This is a genomic window from Streptomyces sp. NPDC045967, assembly GCF_056430495.1.
In genome coordinates, this window is record NZ_JBWKLE010000004.1 from 371,258 (window position 1) to 388,174 (window position 16,917).

Here is a 16,917-nt window from a genome sequence, read left to right on the forward strand (position 1 = left end):
GTGGACACGATTGCCAGTCTGTTCAGCTTTATCACCACACCCGTTTCGTGGATCATCGTCCAGTTCCACAAGCTGTACGGGGCGGTCTTCGGTGCGGACAGTGGGTGGGCCTGGGGCCTGTCCATCGTGTCCCTGGTGGTTTTGATCCGTATCTGCCTGATCCCGCTCTTCGTGAAGCAGATCAAGGCGACGCGCGGCATGCAGGCGCTCCAGCCGAAGATGAAGGCGATCCAGGAGCGCTACAAGAACGACAAGCAGCGTCAGTCCGAAGAGATGATGAAGCTGTACAAGGAGACGGGTACCAACCCGCTCTCCTCGTGCCTTCCCATCCTGGCGCAGTCCCCGTTCTTCTTCGCGCTCTACCACGTGCTGGCCAACATCGCCGACGGCAAGAAGATCGGCGCGATGGACCAGCAGCTGGTCGACAGCGCTCGTGAGGCCAAGATCTTCGGTGCGCCCATCGCCGCCAAGTTCATGGACAGCCCGGAGAAGGTCGAGGCGCTGGGCGCCACGCTGACGGACGTCCGGATCGTGACCGCCGTCATGATCGTCCTGATGTCGCTGTCGCAGTTCTACACCCAGCGTCAGCTGATGCAGAAGAACGTCGACCTGTCGGTGAAGACGCCGTTCATGCAGCAGCAGAAGATGCTGATGTACATCTTCCCCGTGATCTTCGCGGTCATGGGCATCAACTTCCCCGTCGGTGTCCTCGTCTACTGGATGACCACCAACGTGTGGACCATGGGCCAGCAGATGTACGTGATCAACCAGAACCCGACGCCGGGCAGCAAGGCCCAGGACCAGTACCTGACCCGCCTGCTCAAGCACGTCGGCTCGCACGGTGAGCTCAAGAGCCGGGGCAAGAAGAAGGTCGTCGCGGCGATCGTGGCCAAGGGTCCGGACCGCAACGACAACGAGCGCAAGTTCATCTCCGCCCTGACCAAGCAGGGGATGGCCGCCCAGGCGGACGGCTCGGTCGTCAAGAGTGTTGAAGCCACCGTCGACTCCGACGCGGCGAGCGGCGGTGTCGCCACGAAGCGGCAGCAGCCCAAGCGGCAGTCGAAGTCGAAGCGTCAGACACCCCCCAGCAAGTCCTCCAAGAAGTAAGAAGGAGTCCCTCCCGTGACGGAAGGCACCACCACCGCCGCCGCTGAGAGTGGCGACACCCTGACCCGCCTCGAGCAGGAGGGTGAGATCGCGGCCGACTACCTTGAGGGTCTGCTGGACATCGCCGACCTGGACGGCGACATCGACATGGACGTCGAGGCCGACCGGGCCGCGGTGTCGATCGTCAGTGACGCGGCGGGCCGCGACCTGCAGAAGCTCGTGGGCCGTGACGGTGAGGTTCTGGAGGCTCTGCAGGAGCTGACCCGCCTCGCCGTGCACCGGGAGACCGGGGACCGCAGCCGGCTGATGCTGGACATCGCCGGGTTCCGCGCGCGCAAGCGCGAGGAGCTGGCGGCGCTGGGCGCTCAGGCCGCGGCGGACGTGAAGGCGTCCGGTGAGCCCCTGAAGCTCGCCCCGATGACCCCCTTCGAGCGCAAGGTCGTCCACGACGCCGTGGCGGCGGCGGGTCTGCGCAGCGAATCCGAGGGCGAGGAGCCGAAGCGCTTCGTCGTCGTGCTCCCGGCCTGACCGGTAGCGAGAGTGTTCGGCCCCGTCTGTGTCGCAGACGGGGCCGAAGTTTGTCAGCCTGGCATGTGAACGACGCGCCATTTTGAAGACGTGGTTCTTCAGAACCATGCGGTACGGAAGGGACGGTCCCCGTGACCGAGGCAGCTGAGCTTCCCCCGGCGCCTGACGAGGCGCGCGCGGTGTTCGGTGAGTTTTTCCCGGAAGCTGTGCGCTATGCGGAGCTGCTGGCGGATGCGGGAGTGAAGCGGGGCCTGATCGGGCCGCGTGAGGTGCCGCGGCTGTGGGAGCGGCATCTGCTGAACTGCGCAGTGCTCTCGGAGGTGGTTCCCCAGGGAGTCACCGTGTGCGACGTGGGTTCGGGTGCGGGTCTGCCCGGTATCCCCCTGGCCCTGGTGCGGCGCGATTTGAAGATCACGCTGCTCGAGCCGCTGCTGCGCCGGACCACGTTCCTGCAGGAGGCGGTGGAGCTGCTGGGCCTGGACCACGTGACGGTGGTGCGCGGGCGGGCCGAGGAGGTCCTCGGGAAGGTCCAGCCGGTCCACGTGGTGACGGCGCGGGCGGTGGCTCCGCTGGACCGGCTGGCCGGCTGGGGTGTCCCCCTGCTGCGTCCCTACGGGGAGATGCTGGCACTCAAGGGTGACACCGCCGAGGAGGAGCTGGTGTCTGCGAAGACCGCACTGGCCAAGCTCGGTGTGGTGAAGACCTCGGTGCTGCATGTGGGCAAGGGCGTGGTGGATCCCCTGTCGACGGTGGTGCGGGTCGAGGTCGGGGAGAGCCCCGGTGGGGTGAGGTTCGCGGCCAAGCGGGCTAAGGCGGCCCGGACGTCGCGCACGCGCCGACGTCGCTGAAGCCCTGCTGCTCGGCCTCCGGCGGGCGATTTCGGCTGCGTTGGGCCCTATAGGTATGGATTTCGGAGTGTCGTAGCGGCCTGCCGTCCTCCCCCGGGCATCGTGTTTCACGTGAAACGTCGCTCTCTGCTGCACGGAATCATCAGCCGCGGTCGTGCGGCCACGTCCCCCCGCCTCCGCAAGGACGAGAGGGGGACGGAGTTGTCCACATCGGTGGATTCATCCACAGGAGTACGGGCCCCGCTGGTTCGCGAGCCCGGTGACATGGCAGGCTCTGTGCATCGCGAGCCTGATGTCGAGGAGAGTGACACCGTGCGGTCCGACGCCAACCTCGCGGGGCCGATGGCCGATCCGGTCCCCGGTCCCCGCTCTGAATCGGCGGGGGACGATGTTTCACGTGAAACATCGCCTCCTCCCCTTGTGGACAACGACACCCCCATCGGGCGAGCCGCCCAGCTGGCGGTCGAGGCGATGGGACGCGCCGGCGAGCGTCTGCCCCGTCCGGAGCAGACCCGGGTCATCGTGGTCGCCAACCAGAAGGGCGGCGTGGGCAAGACCACGACGACCGTGAACCTGGCGGCCTCGCTGGCACTGCACGGGGCGCGGGTCCTGGTGGTCGACCTCGACCCGCAGGGCAATGCCTCCACCGCTCTGGGTATCGACCACCACGCGGATGTGCCCTCCATCTACGACGTGCTGGTGGACAGCCGGCCGCTGCTGGAGGTCGTCCAGCCCGTCGTGGACGTGGAGGGGCTCTTCTGTGCCCCGGCCACGATCGACCTCGCGGGTGCGGAGATCGAGCTGGTCTCGCTGGTGGCCCGGGAGAGCCGCCTCCAGCGGGCGATCCAGGCGTACGAGCAGCCGCTCGACTACATCCTGATCGACTGCCCGCCCTCGCTGGGGCTGCTCACGGTCAACGCCCTGGTGGCGGGCGCGGAGGTACTCATCCCGATCCAGTGCGAGTACTACGCGCTGGAGGGGCTGGGACAGCTGTTGCGCAATGTCGATCTGGTGCGGGCGCATCTGAACCCGACGCTGCACGTGTCGACGATCCTGCTGACGATGTATGACGGCAGGACCCGGCTGGCCTCGCAGGTTGCGGACGAGGTGCGCAGTCACTTCGGCAAGGAGGTACTGCGGACGAGCATCCCGCGGTCGGTCCGTATCTCCGAGGCGCCGAGTTATGGACAGACGGTCCTCACGTACGATCCGGGGTCCAGCGGCTCGCTCTCCTACCTGGAGGCGGCACGGGAGATCGCGTTCCGTGGGGTTGGAATGCAGTACGACGCCCAGCAGGCCCATCTGGGCGCGGGTGGGAACAGCACGCAGAGTGTGGCGGAGGGGATCCAGTGAGCGAGCGACGTAGAGGTCTGGGGCGGGGGCTCGGTGCGCTGATTCCGGCGGCTCCGCAGGAGAAGTCACCGTCGGTGGCGGGCGGCGGTTCGACGTCACCGTCGGCGGTGCCGGTGCTGACCTCGGAGCGCGGGGTCGCGGCGGCGAAGCTGGCTTCGCTGACCCAGGCCGATGTTTCACGTGAAACATCGTTCGCGGCTCCGGCCGTGAGCGAGCCGGTGCCGGCGGTGCCCGAGGCGAACAAGGTCGCCGGGGCGTCCTTCGCGGAGCTTCCGATGGACGCGATCACGCCGAACCCGCGGCAGCCGCGCGAGGTGTTCGACGAGGACGCGCTGGCGGAGCTCGTCACCTCCATCCAGGAGGTGGGCCTGCTCCAGCCGGTGGTGGTACGTCAGTCGACACCCGGCCGCTACGAGCTGATCATGGGCGAGCGGCGTTGGCGGGCCTGCCGGGAGGCCGGCCTGGAGACCATTCCGGCGATCATTCGGGCGACGGACGACGAGAAGCTGCTGCTGGACGCGCTGCTGGAGAACCTGCACCGGGCTCAGCTCAATCCCCTGGAGGAGGCCGCGGCGTACGACCAGCTGCTCCAGGACTTCCACTGCACCCACGATCAGCTTGCGGACCGGATCGGGCGTTCGCGTCCCCAGGTGTCCAACACGCTGCGCCTGTTGAAGCTGTCGCCGTCGGTGCAGCGGCGGGTGGCGGCGGGTGTGCTGTCGGCAGGGCATGCACGGGCGCTGCTCTCGGTGGAGGATTCCGAGGAGCAGGACCGCCTGGCGCACCGGATCGTGGCCGAGGGCCTGTCGGTGCGTGCCGTGGAGGAGATCGTGACGCTGATGGCGTCGGAGCCCTCCAGTGCCGTGAAGCCGAAGGGCCCGCGTGCGGGGACCCGGGTGTCCCCGGCGCTCAATGAGCTGGCGACGCGGCTGTCGGACCGCTTCGAGACGCGGGTGAAGGTCGATCTGGGCCAGAAGAAGGGAAAGATCACCGTCGAGTTCGCCTCGATGGAGGATCTGGAGCGGATTCTGGGAACGCTGGCACCGGGCGAGGGCCGCGTGCTGGAACAGGGTGTGTCCGGGGAGTGATCCCAAGACCGCCGAGGGGCGGGCCGGGTCGGCGAGAGCCGGGCCGGTCCGCCCCTTTGTCGTCATGTCGCGGCGGCGCCTGTCGAAAGCGGGCGAGGCAGTGGTTACGATGCGTTCATGGGTCGTCGGCTGGTACCGCTCACGCTGGACAACCTCCAGGATCTGCCGCGTCGTTGCCGCTCCTGTGTCTTCTGGGAGCTCGATCCGGTCAGCGGTGAGGCCGCCGTGAAAGCGGGAACCTCCGAGTCGGAGAAAGAGGCGTGGATCTCCGCCGTCCTCCTGGAGTGGGGGTCGTGCGGCCGGGTGGTCTACGTGGACGACGTCCCGGTCGGGTTCGTGCTGTACGCACCCCCGGCCTACGTGCCGCGGGCGACCGCGTTCCCCACCAGTCCGGTGTCACCGGACGCCGTACAGCTGATCACCGCGTGGATCATGCCGGGGTACCAGGGGCAGGGACTGGGCCGGGTGATGGTCCAGACGGTGGCGAAGGATCTGCTGCGGAGGGGGTTCCGGGCCATCGAGGCGTTCGGGGACGCGCGGTGGGAGGGGCCGGCCTGCCTGCTTCCGGCCGACCACCTGCTGGCGGTCGGCTTCAAGACGGTACGGCCCCATCCCGCCCATCCGCGGTTGCGGTTGGAGCTGCGCTCCACGCTGTCCTGGAAGGAAGACGTGGAGCTGGCTCTGGACCGGCTGCTGGGTGCAGCGCGCAAGGAGCCGGCGCTGCGCCCGCTGTGAGCGGACAAGCGGACGGGGCCGCCCCCCGGGAGGGACGGCCCCGCTGCTCCGCCGACTGCCGCTGGAGGTATGTCCAGCGGAAGAGGTGGCTCGTCAGGCGGACTTGACCTGGACGAAGTCCGCGAGGTCGCGCAGGATGGCGGCCTTCGGCTTGGCGCCCACGATGGTCTTGGCGACCTCGCCGCCCTGGTACACGTTCAGGGTCGGGATGGACATGACGCCGTACTTGGCCGCCGTCGCCGGGTTTTCGTCGATGTTCAGCTTGACGATCTCGATCTGGTCGCCGTACTCGGCGGCGATGGCCTCGAGGGACGGCGCGATCTGGCGGCACGGTCCGCACCAGGCGGCCCAGAAGTCCACCAGTACGGGCTTGTCGCTCTTGAGGACCTCGGCGTCGAAGTCAGCGTCGGTCACGTTCTTGAGGGTGCCGGCCACAGCGGCCTCCTTCTTCCTGCGGGGTGTGGGTGGGCTGGTACGGGGGGTCAGACGGCCGCGTGGGCCTTCTCGGCGTCCGCGAGGGCGGCGAGGAAGCGCTCGGCGTCCAGGGCGGCGGAGCAGCCGGTGCCCGCGGCGGTGATCGCCTGGCGGTAGGTGTGGTCCACGACGTCGCCGGCGCCGAAGACACCCGTCACGTTCGTGCGGGTGGAGGGGGCGTCGACCTTGAGGTAGCCCTCGTCGTCGAGCTCCAGCTGGTCCTTGAACAGCTCGGTGCGCGGGTCGTGGCCGACGGCGATGAACAGGCCGGTCACGGGCAGCGCGGAGGTCTCGCCCGTCTTGGTGTTGCGCAGGGTGAGACCGGAGAGCTTCTGGTCGCCGTGGATCTCCGCTACCTCGCTGTCCCAGGCGAACTTGATCTTCGGGTCGGCGAAGGCGCGGTCCTGCATGGCCTTGGAAGCGCGCAGGCTGTCGCGACGGTGGACGATCGTGACGGACTTGGCGAACCGGGAGAGGAAGGTCGCTTCCTCGATCGCGGTGTCGCCGCCGCCGACGACGGCGATGTCGTGGTCCTTGAAGAAGAACCCGTCGCAGGTGGCGCACCAGGAGACGCCGCGGCCGGAGAGCGCGTCCTCGTTCGGCAGGCCCAGCTTGCGGTGCTGCGAGCCGGTGGTGACGATGACGGCCTTGGCGCGGTGCACGGTACCGGCGGTGTCGGTGACGGTTTTGATCTCACCGGTGAGGTCCACGGACACGATGTCGTCCGGGACGAGCTCGGCGCCGAACCGCTCGGCCTGGCCGCGCATGTTGTCCATGAGGTCGGGGCCCATGATGCCGTCCCGGAACCCGGGGAAGTTCTCCACCTCGGTGGTGTTCATCAGCGCGCCACCGGCGGTGACGGCGCCTTCGAAGACCAGGGGCTTGAGCGAAGCACGTGCGGTGTACAGGGCGGCGGTGTAGCCGGCCGGTCCGGATCCGATGATGATCACGTTTCGGACGTCGCTCACGGGTTTCTTCCTCGTCTCTGCGGACTGCGTACTGCCTACCGGGGGCCGGTGCGGACTCTCACCCCACCCAACGGATCCTACGGCGCGTGCATTCCCGGCCCGCCCCCTGCGGGGCACGATGTGTCAGCTTCGGGCATAGGTGTGCGCGAGCAGGACCTTCCCGGCGGTGTCCGGGGCGTTCTCGCACCCGCTGTCGACGAGGTAGGCGTCCACACGGGAGGCGTCGCCGGGATGGGGCAGGACCAGCAGGAGGACGGGAGTGCCCTGATAGCTGCCCCGTTCGACCGCGATCGGCGGATCCGGGCGGCCGGTCGCCTTCTGGGCGCAGGTCGGGACGGGGGCCGCCCTGCGGTCTTCGGGTGCGATCTTCGGGCCCGGGGAGGTGTTCTCCATCCCGTAGGTGTTGTTCTGCTCCTTCGGGGCGGTACCGGGCGTCTCGGCGGAGGCGAGGAGCCGGTGGACCGTGCCCTGGAGGCCCTGCGCGGTGTAGGAGCCGTCGGTGGCCGGGGGCTCGGCGGCGGAGCTCGCCGTGTCGCGGGCCGTCTGGGCGGGCGGACCGGCCGGGCCGCCGAACAGGAAGATACCCACAGCGCAGGCGGCTGCCCCGGTCAATGCCGCCAGAACGGCGACGCGACGGCGGGCACGGCGCCGACCCGGACCGGTGGGGCCGGCCGGGTGGCCGGCCGGCTGGGTACCCCGCCCTGATGTTTCACGTGAAACATCGCGGTTCGCGGGGCGGGGGCGGGCCGCTTCGAAGGAGCGCCCGCCCGGCTGGGAGGGGCGGGGCGAGGTGGAGTCGAGGAGGGCCTCGGCGGCCAGGGCCGCGTCGATGCGGCCGGCGATGTCGGCGGGCATCCGGGCGGGTCCGGGAAGGGTGCCGAGCAGCGCGCGGATCTCCTCCAGGGAGGTGAGCACGTCGGCGCACAGGGCGCAGTCGCCGAGATGGCGGCGGACTTCGGCGCTCCGCGCCGGGGAGAGGAGCCCTTCGGTCAGGTCGGAGATCTCCGAGACGTCCGGGTGCCGGATCGTGCCGGTCGTGCCGGTGCTGGGGCTCACGGTCGTCCACCTCCGCCCTTCACTGCGTCTGGGTCTGGATGCCTGGGTTCTGCCGCTGGTGGGACGGCTGTCCCCGGCGTCCGGTTCCTTCCCCGCTCAGTGGCGGTGTTATCCCCGGCATTCGAGCGCAGATGAGTGAGCATCGGGAGGAGTTTCGCCCGGCCACGGGCGCACCGGCTCTTCACGGTGCCGGTGGGCACGTCCAGGAGGTCGGCGGCCTCGGCGACGGGGTATCCCTGCATGTCGACGAGGACGAGAGCGGCCCGCTGCTCGGCCGGGAGGGTGTCGAGGGCGGCGAGGAGCTGGCGGTGGAGGTCCTGGCGCTCCGCCGGGGCCTCGGCGGACTCGTGCGGCTCGAGCAGGCGCTCCAGGCGCTCGGTGTCATCGAGCGGCGAGGTCTTGCGGGAGGCGGCCTTGCGGGCCCGGTCGAGGCAGGCGTTGACCGTGATGCGGTGGAGCCAGGTGGTGACGGCGGACTCCCCGCGGAAGGTGTGTGCGGCCCGGTAGGCGGACACGAGGGCGTCCTGCACCGCGTCGGCGGCCTCCTCCCGGTCACCGAGCGTCCGCAGCGCCACGGCCCAGAGCCGGTCCCGATGGCGCCGTACGAGTTCCCCGAACGCGTCGGCGTCCCCGGCGACGTGCCGGGCCAGGAGCTCCGCGTCGCCGACACCCTCGGCCCTCGCGTCGTGCATCACACCTCGCCTCCGCGGAGATCTGCGGCTCAGGGCTCTCGGGCAGGACGGTCAGGAAGCCCGGCCGAGAACCGTGATCTCGTCGATGCCTCCGCGGTAGCCCCCGTCGCCGTCCGAAGGCAGGTCCATGATGTGGATCAGTACATACCGGGTGCGGACGGGGGCCGCGAGGGTGGTCTCCAGCTTCTTCTGCGCGACTTCGGGCTGCGTGAGGTGCTGGGAGAAGGCGGACAGGGAGTCCGCACCGGCGGCTTCCTCGGGTGCTGCGAGCACCTGGACCTTCTGCCCGGCGACGTAGAGGTCCACGCTGACACCGGTGACGGTCTGGACGCTGCCGAGGTCCACCACGATCCCGGTGCCGTCCTTCCGGCCGGGCAGATTGCCGAAGTTCGAGAAGCTCCGGTACTGCGGGGTCACCCAACCCGGTTTCCCACTGCCGTCGATGGTCTTGGCGGCCAGTTCCGGCTTGACCTGGTCCTCGCTGCCTATGGCGAGCACCGTGGCCTGAGTCGGCTTCAACTGCCCGATCGACTCGTTCTTCACGCTCTCGTCGGTGTTGGTCCGGATGTCGTTGCTGGTTCCGTTGCTGCCCTTGCGGTTGACGCGGTCCAGGAGGGTGTCGGCCAGCTGCCAGCTGCCCAGGCCCAGAGCGGCGATCAGGAGGGCGGCCACACCCCACTTCAGGACACGGCCGGTACGGCTCTGCAGGGGCGGTGGCGGAGGCGCCACCGGCCGGGACTGGACGGCCGTCACCCCCGAAGAGGTGGGCCGGCCGTAGCTGCCCTGCTGGTAGGTGGTGTTCTGGTACTCGGGCGGAGCCGTGAACGCGGGCTCCGGGGGCCGGATGCGCGGCATCGCGGCGACGGCCTTGGCCAGCTCCTCGGGGGTGGTGCAGGCGGGTTCCTGCCGGGAGGCGGTGGCGCCGTCGTTGGCGAGGGCGCGCATGGCGAGCTCCCCCAGGCCCCGGTGGACTCCGGCACGGACCTGGTCGGGGGCGATCAGGCCGACGCCCTTGGGGAGGCCGGTGAGGCCGTAGGCGTCGTTCTCGTACGGCCAGCGCTGGGTGAGGGCGGCGTACAGCAGGGCGCCGATGGCCTCGGTGTCGGCCCGCTGCGGCGTCTCGCTGGTGATGCCCCGCAGGGCCGCGTTCACGGCGAGGCCGCGGATGCGGTACTGGCCCGTCGAGGTGCGCAGTATCGCGCTGGGCGTCAGCCGCAGGTGGGCGAGGCCTTCGCGGTGGGCCGCGGTCATCGCCTGGGAGACCTGGCTGACGAGCTGATAGGCCTCGTGGGGCTCCAGGGGGCCCGCGGCGAGGAGCGCGGTCAGTTCGGTGGCGTCGGGCAGCCATTCGTGGACGACGTAGACGAGGTCGTTCTCCTCCACGGCGTCGAGGACCTGGACGAAGCGGGGGTCGCCCAGCAAGGCGGAGGAGCGGGCGGCGGCGAGGACGGATCGTGCCCGGGGATGGTCGGCGGGCAGCAGGTGGACTCCGACGGCCCGGCGCAGCTTCTCGTCCATCGCACGCCAGCTGCTGAAGCCGTCCACACGGGTGACGCACTCTTCGAGCCGATAGCGTCTGGCGAGCTTGTGGCCGCTGTGGAGTTCGGGTGCGGCCGCGGGTGCCGCGCTCGTGCGATCGCCGTCCGTTTCGGTCATGGGTCCGTCCGCGGCTCGTCCGTTCTGGGTGTCCACCCCGTCGGCCGTGGCCTTGTCCGCTTTCGCGGCCAGCGGCTCGTCGCCACTGTTGTCGGCCACGTCGACGGCAGCCGTGCTACGTTCCGCCACCGTCGTTCCCGCCTCCCCATCCGTTGCGCGCTGTAGGCCAGTCTGCGAAGCCATGCCAATTGTGCCCACAGTCCGACGCTATGCACGACACACGAAGGGGGGCGACGGTTGTGCGCATCAGCGCCCCAGTCGTCCGCGGACCATCCCGACCATCGCGTTGAGCTCTTCGATCCGCATCCGCTTGGCGGCGATGAGGAACACGCCCGCCAGGGCGATTCCGCCGGCCACGAGGGAGGCAGCGGAGCCGGCGACTCCGGTACCGAGCCACCGGGTGACTCCGTAGGCGACGGCCCCGGCCACCGCGGCGGCGGGGACGCAGGCGCCGGTGAGACGGGCGTAGGTGCGCATGACGTGGGCACCGTCGAGGTCGCCGCCGAGGCGGGACTTCAGGCGGCGCCAGGCGACGCCCACACCGACGGCGTATCCGAGGCCGTAGGCGGCGGCCATGCCGACCACGGCCCACCGGGCGGGCAGCAGGAAGAAGGAGGCCGCGGAGCCCGCCGCGTTGACGGCCGCGACGATGACCGTGTTGTAGAAGGGCGTCCGGGTGTCCTCGTAGGCGTAGAAGCCGCGCAGGACGACGTACTGGACCGAGTACGGGATGAGTCCGAGGCCGAAGGCCATCAGGACGTAGCCGATGTTCTGCGCGCCGGCGCCGGAACCGGCGTAGAGCAGCGTGGCCATGGGCACGCCGAGGGCGAGGAATGCGAAGGAGCAGGGCACGATCGCGACGGCCGAGGTGCGCAGCCCGTAGGAGATGTCGTCGCGGACGGCGGCGGCGTCCCCGTCGTGCGCGGAGCGGGAGATGCGCGGCAGGACGGCCGTCATGACGGAGACGGTGATGATGGCCTGCGGCATCTGCCACAGCAGCAGTGCGTAGTTGTAGGCGGTGATGCCGGTGCCCGGGTGGCCCTGCTTCTCGGCGACGGATCCGGCCCACGTGGCGAGCTGGGTGACGACGACGAGCCCGATCTGGTTGGCCAGGACGAAGAAGAACGTCCACTTGGCCAGGCGGGCGGCCTTGCCCAGGCCGTGGCCCTTCCAGTCGAAGCGCAGGCGCGGCTTGAAGCCGGCGTCGCGCAGGTACGGCAGCATGGCGAGGGCCTGCACGGTGAGGCCCAGCAGGGTGCCGATGCCCAGGAGCCGGACGCCGTCGGCGGTGACGGTGGAGGCGTTGACGCCCGAGGTGGTGAAGCCGCCGAAGGCCCAGATGAAGGCGCCGAAGGTGGCGATGACGACGACGTTGTTGAGGACCGGGGTCCACATCATCGCGCCGAAGCGGCCGCGGGCGTTGAGGATCTGACCGAGGACCACGTGGACGCCCATGAAGAACATGGTGGGCAGGCAGTAGCGGGCGAAGGCGACCGCGACGTCCATCTGCTGGGGATCCGACGCGATCTTGGGCGACATCATCGTGATGAACACGGGTGCGGCCAGGACGCAGATGGTCGTGATGCCGGCCAGCAGGACGACGACGAGGGTCAGCAGCCGGTTGGCGTACGCCTGACCGCCGTCGCTGTCGTTCTTCATGGCCCGGACCAGCTGCGGGATGAAGACGGCGTTGAGGGCGCCGCCGCCGACCAGCACGTAGATCATCGTCGGCAGGGTGTTGGCGATCTGGTAGGTGTCGTTGAAGGTGCCCACGCCGATGGCACCGGCGATGACGAGCGTCCGCAGGAAGCCGGTGATACGGGAGACGATCGTGCCGGCGGCCATCAGCGCGCTGGACTTCAGCAGGCTGGAGGCGCGCCCGGCGGGCTTGGCCGGGGCCGGGGTGGCGACCGGGGCCTCCTCGACCGGGGTGCGGGGGGCCGCCTCCTGGTCCCGGTAGAGGTGCGCGAAGGCGTCGGGTTCGGCCTGCTCGTCCGCTGCCGTGCTGACGAGGGCGTCCACGCCGACGAACTGGGTCGTGTGGGCCTGGTCGCCGTACGGCAGGTGGCGCGAGGGACCGTCCGGCTCGGGCGGCGGGGTCTGCGCCCAGACCCGCGGATCGGGAGCGTAGGAGGGCGCCGTGGGCGCTCCGTAGAGCGGACCGGCCTCCTGGTACGTGCCGGGCGGCGGCGGGGGGTGCGCGGCCCTGTCGTAGAGGACCTCGGCGACGGGGTCCTGCGCGGACAGGTCCTGCGACCGGTACGGGTCGTAGTCGTAGGCGTCCTGGACATACGGGTCGCGGTCCGGCGCGGGCGCAGGCGCGGGAACCTGCCCCGGCACCTGGGCGCCCGGGGCAGAGCCCTGGGAGGGCGCGGGCCCACCAGTGTCCTGCGCGCGGTCACCCTCGTACGGCGCGTTCATCGAAACCCCACCTCATCGTCCCCAGGCCGACCGGCCACGGCATCGCTCAACGGTCCACTGTCTCACTCGTGCCGGACCCGTCCGCGCTTTGCGGTCCGGTGTCCGGGGACTCGTCACTCTGGTGCGTGCTCTCCTCGGCGGCCGCGCGTGCCGCGACCCGCTTGCGGCTGGCGTACATCTTGACGCCCGCGAGGACGAGCAGGAGCACCCCGCCGGCGATGACGAGCATGACGGTGGGGGTGACCTCGGTGGCGTCGACGGTGAACTTGCGTTCCTTGCCGTAGGGGACGCCGTTCTTGGTGAAGAGCTGCGCGGTGACCTCGACGGGGCCGCTCGCGGTGGCGTTCGCCGGGAACTTGATCGTCTGGGTGTGGTCCCCCTGCACGGTGACCTGCTGCTCCGCCTCGCCCTTGTCGCCGAACATCAGGCGGGTGGGGTTGGCCGACTTGACCCTCAGGACGAGGTTGTGGACGTCCTGGACGAGGCTGTTCTGGACGCTCACCGGGATGGTGGCGCTGTGGCCGGACAAGGTGGCGTCCGACTTGGGGATGATCTTGACCTTCTCGGTCAGGCCGATCAGGTACTCCTGGGCCTGGTCCCGGTAGAGGGCGGCCTCCGCGGGGCGGCCGCGCCAGGAGGTGGACATCTCCCGGTTCGTGGTGTTGCCGAAGGGGATCTCGACGCGGTCGGGTGCGGCGAGGATGACCTTGAAGTTGTCGAGGGTGCTCTGGGTGGTCCGGATCTTCTCGAAGGCGGTCACCGGGAGCTCCTGCTTGCGCAGCTCCTCGGGGTACAGCCCGGCGCCGGGCACCTGTGTGGCCGCCGCGGGGTCCGGCTTGGCGGCGGCCGCGGTCTCGAGGTCGCCGGGCTGGGACCAGCGGCCGGGCTGGAGGGCGCGGAGGGCGGCGGCCATCGTCTCCACCTGGCTGGCGGTGGGCATCCGCTGCGGGGTCACGACGAGGCTGCGCTGCTCGTCGGGCCTCTGGAGGTTCAGGGTGAGGGTGTGGGCGAGGAACCGCTGCACCGCGAGGGTGGAGTTCCCGGCGTTCAGCATGTCGCCCTCGAAGGCGGTGGAGAGTTCCGCGTCGGCGACGATGGCGGTGGCGCCCGCGCCGATGGGGCGGGCGGCCGAGGGGGTGTACCCGAGAGCGCCGCTCTCCGAGAGGCTGTCGCTGCGGGTGAGGATGTTGTGGGCGCCGGCCGAGGTGGCGACATTGACGATCGAAGGGTCGACGGCGCCTTCCACGGGCCAGGAGAAGTCGGTGGACGCCGGTACGTGCAGCACCGTCTCCACGGCCTGCTTGGCCTTGTCGGTGGCGGGCCGCAGCTGGCCCAGGGTGCCCGAGACGTCCTTGCCGCGGTGGGCGAGGGAGGCGAGGTCGGGATCGCCGAAGGGCAGGGCCACGACCTTCTTGCCCTGGACGGCCGCTTCCAGGGAGCTCAGCCACTGTTCGGCGACGGCCTTGTTCTTGCCCTGGACGGGCTTTCCACCGGGGACGCGGACCCGGTAGCCCTTGGTCATCGCGTCGACCGTGTACAGCAGGTCGGGATCGATGACCCAGGTGATGGGCAGCTCCTTGCCGAGAGCGACCATCCGTTCCAGCCGGCCCCCGGTCCTCAGCTCCTCGGCGAGGGAGTCGTCGAGGAAGACGGGGGTCTGGGTCTCGTCCGAGCCGGTCTCCGCCGTCACGTGCGTGGTGGAGATCAGCGGCCAGACGTAGGTGAGCTGGGCGCGCTTCGCGGCGGCCTCCGGCTGCCAGGGCAGGAAGGTGCGCTTGATGCCGAGGACCTGCTCGGACGGGCGGCTCTCGGTCACCCCGGACAGGGAGACGCCGAGCTGGTAGACGCCTTCCTTGTCCAGCTCCAGCTTGTTCACCGGCACCGTGAGCGTGAAGTCCTGGTTGACCTTCGACGGCAACGAGGCGATCTTCACGGCATGGGCCGGATCGATCTCCCCCGGGTCCGAGCCGGCTCGGAAACCGGTGCGGTCCGCCGCCTCCTCGATCGAGGACCGGTCGGCGAGCAGCGACCCCACCCGCAGGCCCACGTGCGCGTTGTTGATCGTCTCGGAGCCGTTGTTGACCACCGTGCCCGTGATGGTCAGGGTGTCGCCCTTGATCGGGGCGGCGGGGGTCATCGAGGTCAGCTGGACGTCGACGGAGGCCGCCTGTGCGGCCTGCGCCTCGGGGGCGGGAGAGTAGACCAGGGCGGCGAGGACGGGCGTCCCGGCGAGCAGGACCACCGTGCGCCGCAGCCAGCGGCGCCGGACAGGAGTGGGGGAGGCCCCCAGGGTGTCTGCCGCTTCGGCCACGCGCTAGCCCGTCCCTCGAAGTGTCAGTGGTCGTCGTCAATGCGTCCACGCATGGTAACGAGACCCGCTGTGCGCGAGTGCCGCCCCTTGCTCCACATGATCGGGTCAGCCCCGGGGCGGCCGTATACCGGGGTGGCGATAAAGGAGGAAGCCCGCGGTGAGCGGGACACGTACCCTTTTCTGTTGTGCCGAACGCCAACGAAGACAACCCCAGTGCCCTGAGTCAGGTGCAGCGCCGCGCGGTGAGTGAACTGCTGCGGGTCGCTCCTGTCGCCGACGAGCTCGGCCGCCGTTTCCAGGAGGCCGGCTTCCGCCTCGCCCTGGTCGGCGGGTCCGTCCGCGACGCGCTGCTCGGGCGTCTCGGCAACGACCTCGACTTCACCACCGACGCCCGCCCCGAGGACGTCCTGAAGATCGTCCGGCCGTGGGCGGACTCGGTGTGGGACGTCGGCATCGCCTTCGGCACCGTCGGAGCCCAGAAGAGCGCCCGGGTCGAAGGCGAGGTGCTGAGCTTCCAGATCGAGGTGACCACCTACCGCTCGGAGGCCTACGACCGGACCTCGCGCAAGCCCGAGGTCTCCTACGGCGACTCCATCGAGGACGACCTGGTCCGGCGCGACTTCACGGTCAACGCCATGGCGCTGGCCCTGCCGGAGCAGGAGTTCATCGACCCGCACGGCGGCCTGGAGGACCTGGCCGCGGGCGTGCTGCGCACTCCGGGCACCCCTGAGGACTCCTTCTCCGACGATCCCCTGCGCATGCTGCGGGCGGCACGGTTCGCAGCGCAGCTGGGTTTCGAGGTCGCTCCCGAGGTGGTCGCGGCGATGAAGGCCATGTCAGAGCGGATCGAGATCGTCTCGGCGGAGCGGGTGCAGGGCGAGCTGAACAAGCTGATCCTGTCCGCCGGCCCGCGTAAGGGCCTGGGCCTGCTCGTCGACACCGGGCTGGCCGACCGCGTCCTGCCCGAGCTGCCCGCTCTGCGGCTGGAGAGTGACGAGCACCACCGCCACAAGGACGTGTACGACCACTCGCTGATCGTGCTGGAGCAGGCGATCGCGCTGGAGCAGGACGGCCCGGACCTGGTGCTGCGGCTCGCCGCCCTGCTGCACGACATCGGCAAGCCCCGTACCCGGCGCTTCGAGAGCGACGGCCGGGTCTCCTTCCACCACCACGAGGTGGTGGGCGCCAAGATGACCAAGAAGCGCCTGACGGCCCTGAAGTACTCCAACGACATCATCCGGGACGTGTCCCGCCTGGTGGAGCTGCACCTGCGCTTCCACGGCTACGGTGACGGCGAGTGGACGGACTCGGCGGTGCGGCGCTACGTCCGCGACGCCGGCCCGCTGCTGGAGCGCCTCCACAAGCTGACCCGGTCGGACTGCACCACCCGCAACAAGCGCAAGGCCAACGCGCTCTCCCGGACCTATGACGGCCTGGAGGAACGCATCGCGCAGCTCCAGGAGCAGGAGGAGCTGGACGCGATCCGGCCCGACCTGGACGGCAACGAGATCATGCGGGTGCTGGACGTGGGACCCGGTCCGGTGATCGGCAAGGCGTACGCCTTCCTGCTGGAGCTGCGGCTGGAGAACGGGCCGATGGGCCGCGACGCGGCTGTCGCCGCCCTCAAGGAGTGGTGGGCCGCGCAGGCGTGACGCGGTCGTGCCGGAGGCGATGTTTCAC

Annotated in this window: 14 protein-coding genes; 7 read left to right on the forward strand and 7 right to left on the reverse strand. The window is 70.1% G+C overall.

Annotated elements, in window-relative coordinates; translation table 11 throughout:
* The 6 genes from yidC to AC07FY_RS11765 all read left to right on the forward strand — a co-directional run bounded on the left by yidC (nucleotide 1) and on the right by AC07FY_RS11765 (nucleotide 5,659).
* Nucleotides 1-1,107 (forward strand): membrane protein insertase YidC, encoded by a 1,107-nt coding sequence (yidC, locus tag AC07FY_RS11740; RefSeq protein ID WP_479004065.1) that lies wholly within the window; start codon nucleotides 1-3, stop codon nucleotides 1,105-1,107.
* Nucleotides 1,108-1,122: 15 nt separating this feature from the next.
* A complete protein-coding gene (locus AC07FY_RS11745) occupies nucleotides 1,123-1,635 on the forward strand; it encodes a Jag family protein (RefSeq protein ID WP_479004068.1) in 513 nt (170 codons plus the stop codon).
* Nucleotides 1,636-1,766: 131 nt separating this feature from the next.
* Nucleotides 1,767-2,483: a 16S rRNA (guanine(527)-N(7))-methyltransferase RsmG gene (rsmG, locus tag AC07FY_RS11750; RefSeq protein ID WP_479004070.1), complete on the forward strand. Its 717-nt coding sequence runs from the start codon at nucleotides 1,767-1,769 to the stop codon at nucleotides 2,481-2,483.
* Nucleotides 2,484-2,747: 264 nt separating this feature from the next.
* Entirely contained in the window at nucleotides 2,748-3,836 is a 1,089-nt protein-coding gene (locus AC07FY_RS11755; RefSeq protein ID WP_479004073.1) for a ParA family protein, read from the forward strand.
* Entirely contained in the window at nucleotides 3,833-4,924 is a 1,092-nt protein-coding gene (locus tag AC07FY_RS11760; RefSeq protein ID WP_479004076.1) for a ParB/RepB/Spo0J family partition protein, read from the forward strand. The genes AC07FY_RS11755 and AC07FY_RS11760 overlap by 4 nt, the downstream gene beginning before the upstream one ends.
* Nucleotides 4,925-5,041: 117 nt before the next feature.
* Nucleotides 5,042-5,659, forward strand: coding sequence for a GNAT family N-acetyltransferase (locus tag AC07FY_RS11765; RefSeq protein WP_479004079.1), 618 nt, complete (start codon nucleotides 5,042-5,044; stop codon nucleotides 5,657-5,659).
* A 93-nt stretch (nucleotides 5,660-5,752) separates the two neighbouring features.
* On the opposite strand, the gene trxA is transcribed toward AC07FY_RS11765, so the two are convergent.
* From trxA to AC07FY_RS11800, 7 genes are all read right to left on the reverse strand, one after another.
* The gene (gene trxA, locus AC07FY_RS11770; RefSeq protein ID WP_479004082.1) at nucleotides 5,753-6,094 is read right to left on the reverse strand and encodes a thioredoxin; all 342 of its coding nucleotides are present in this window, start codon (nucleotides 6,092-6,094) and stop codon (nucleotides 5,753-5,755) included.
* A 47-nt stretch (nucleotides 6,095-6,141) separates the two neighbouring features.
* Entirely contained in the window at nucleotides 6,142-7,101 is a 960-nt protein-coding gene (gene trxB, locus AC07FY_RS11775) for a thioredoxin-disulfide reductase (protein WP_479004085.1), read from the reverse strand.
* 123 nt (nucleotides 7,102-7,224) lie between these two features.
* Nucleotides 7,225-8,157 carry an anti-sigma factor family protein gene (locus tag AC07FY_RS11780; protein ID WP_479004088.1) on the reverse strand — a complete coding sequence of 311 codons (933 nt, stop codon included), beginning with the start codon at nucleotides 8,155-8,157 and terminating at the stop codon, nucleotides 7,225-7,227.
* Nucleotides 8,154-8,849 (reverse strand): RNA polymerase sigma factor SigM, encoded by a 696-nt coding sequence (sigM, locus tag AC07FY_RS11785; RefSeq protein WP_479004091.1) that lies wholly within the window; start codon nucleotides 8,847-8,849, stop codon nucleotides 8,154-8,156. The genes AC07FY_RS11780 and sigM overlap by 4 nt, the downstream gene beginning before the upstream one ends.
* Nucleotides 8,850-8,900: 51 nt before the next feature.
* Nucleotides 8,901-10,634, reverse strand: coding sequence for a protein kinase family protein (locus AC07FY_RS11790; RefSeq protein ID WP_479004093.1), 1,734 nt, complete (start codon nucleotides 10,632-10,634; stop codon nucleotides 8,901-8,903).
* 117 nt (nucleotides 10,635-10,751) lie between these two features.
* Entirely contained in the window at nucleotides 10,752-12,926 is a 2,175-nt protein-coding gene (gene murJ / locus AC07FY_RS11795) for a murein biosynthesis integral membrane protein MurJ (protein WP_479004096.1), read from the reverse strand.
* 46 nt (nucleotides 12,927-12,972) lie between these two features.
* On the reverse strand, nucleotides 12,973-15,237 hold the full coding sequence (locus AC07FY_RS11800; RefSeq protein WP_479004098.1) for a DUF6049 family protein: 2,265 nt from the start codon (nucleotides 15,235-15,237) through the stop codon (nucleotides 12,973-12,975).
* Nucleotides 15,238-15,422: 185 nt separating this feature from the next.
* Here AC07FY_RS11800 and AC07FY_RS11805 point away from each other — a divergent pair, with 185 nt between their 5' ends.
* Complete coding sequence (locus tag AC07FY_RS11805) at nucleotides 15,423-16,889, forward strand: CCA tRNA nucleotidyltransferase (RefSeq protein ID WP_479004101.1); 1,467 nt, start codon at nucleotides 15,423-15,425, stop codon at nucleotides 16,887-16,889.
* The last annotated feature ends 28 nt before the right edge of the window (nucleotides 16,890-16,917 follow it).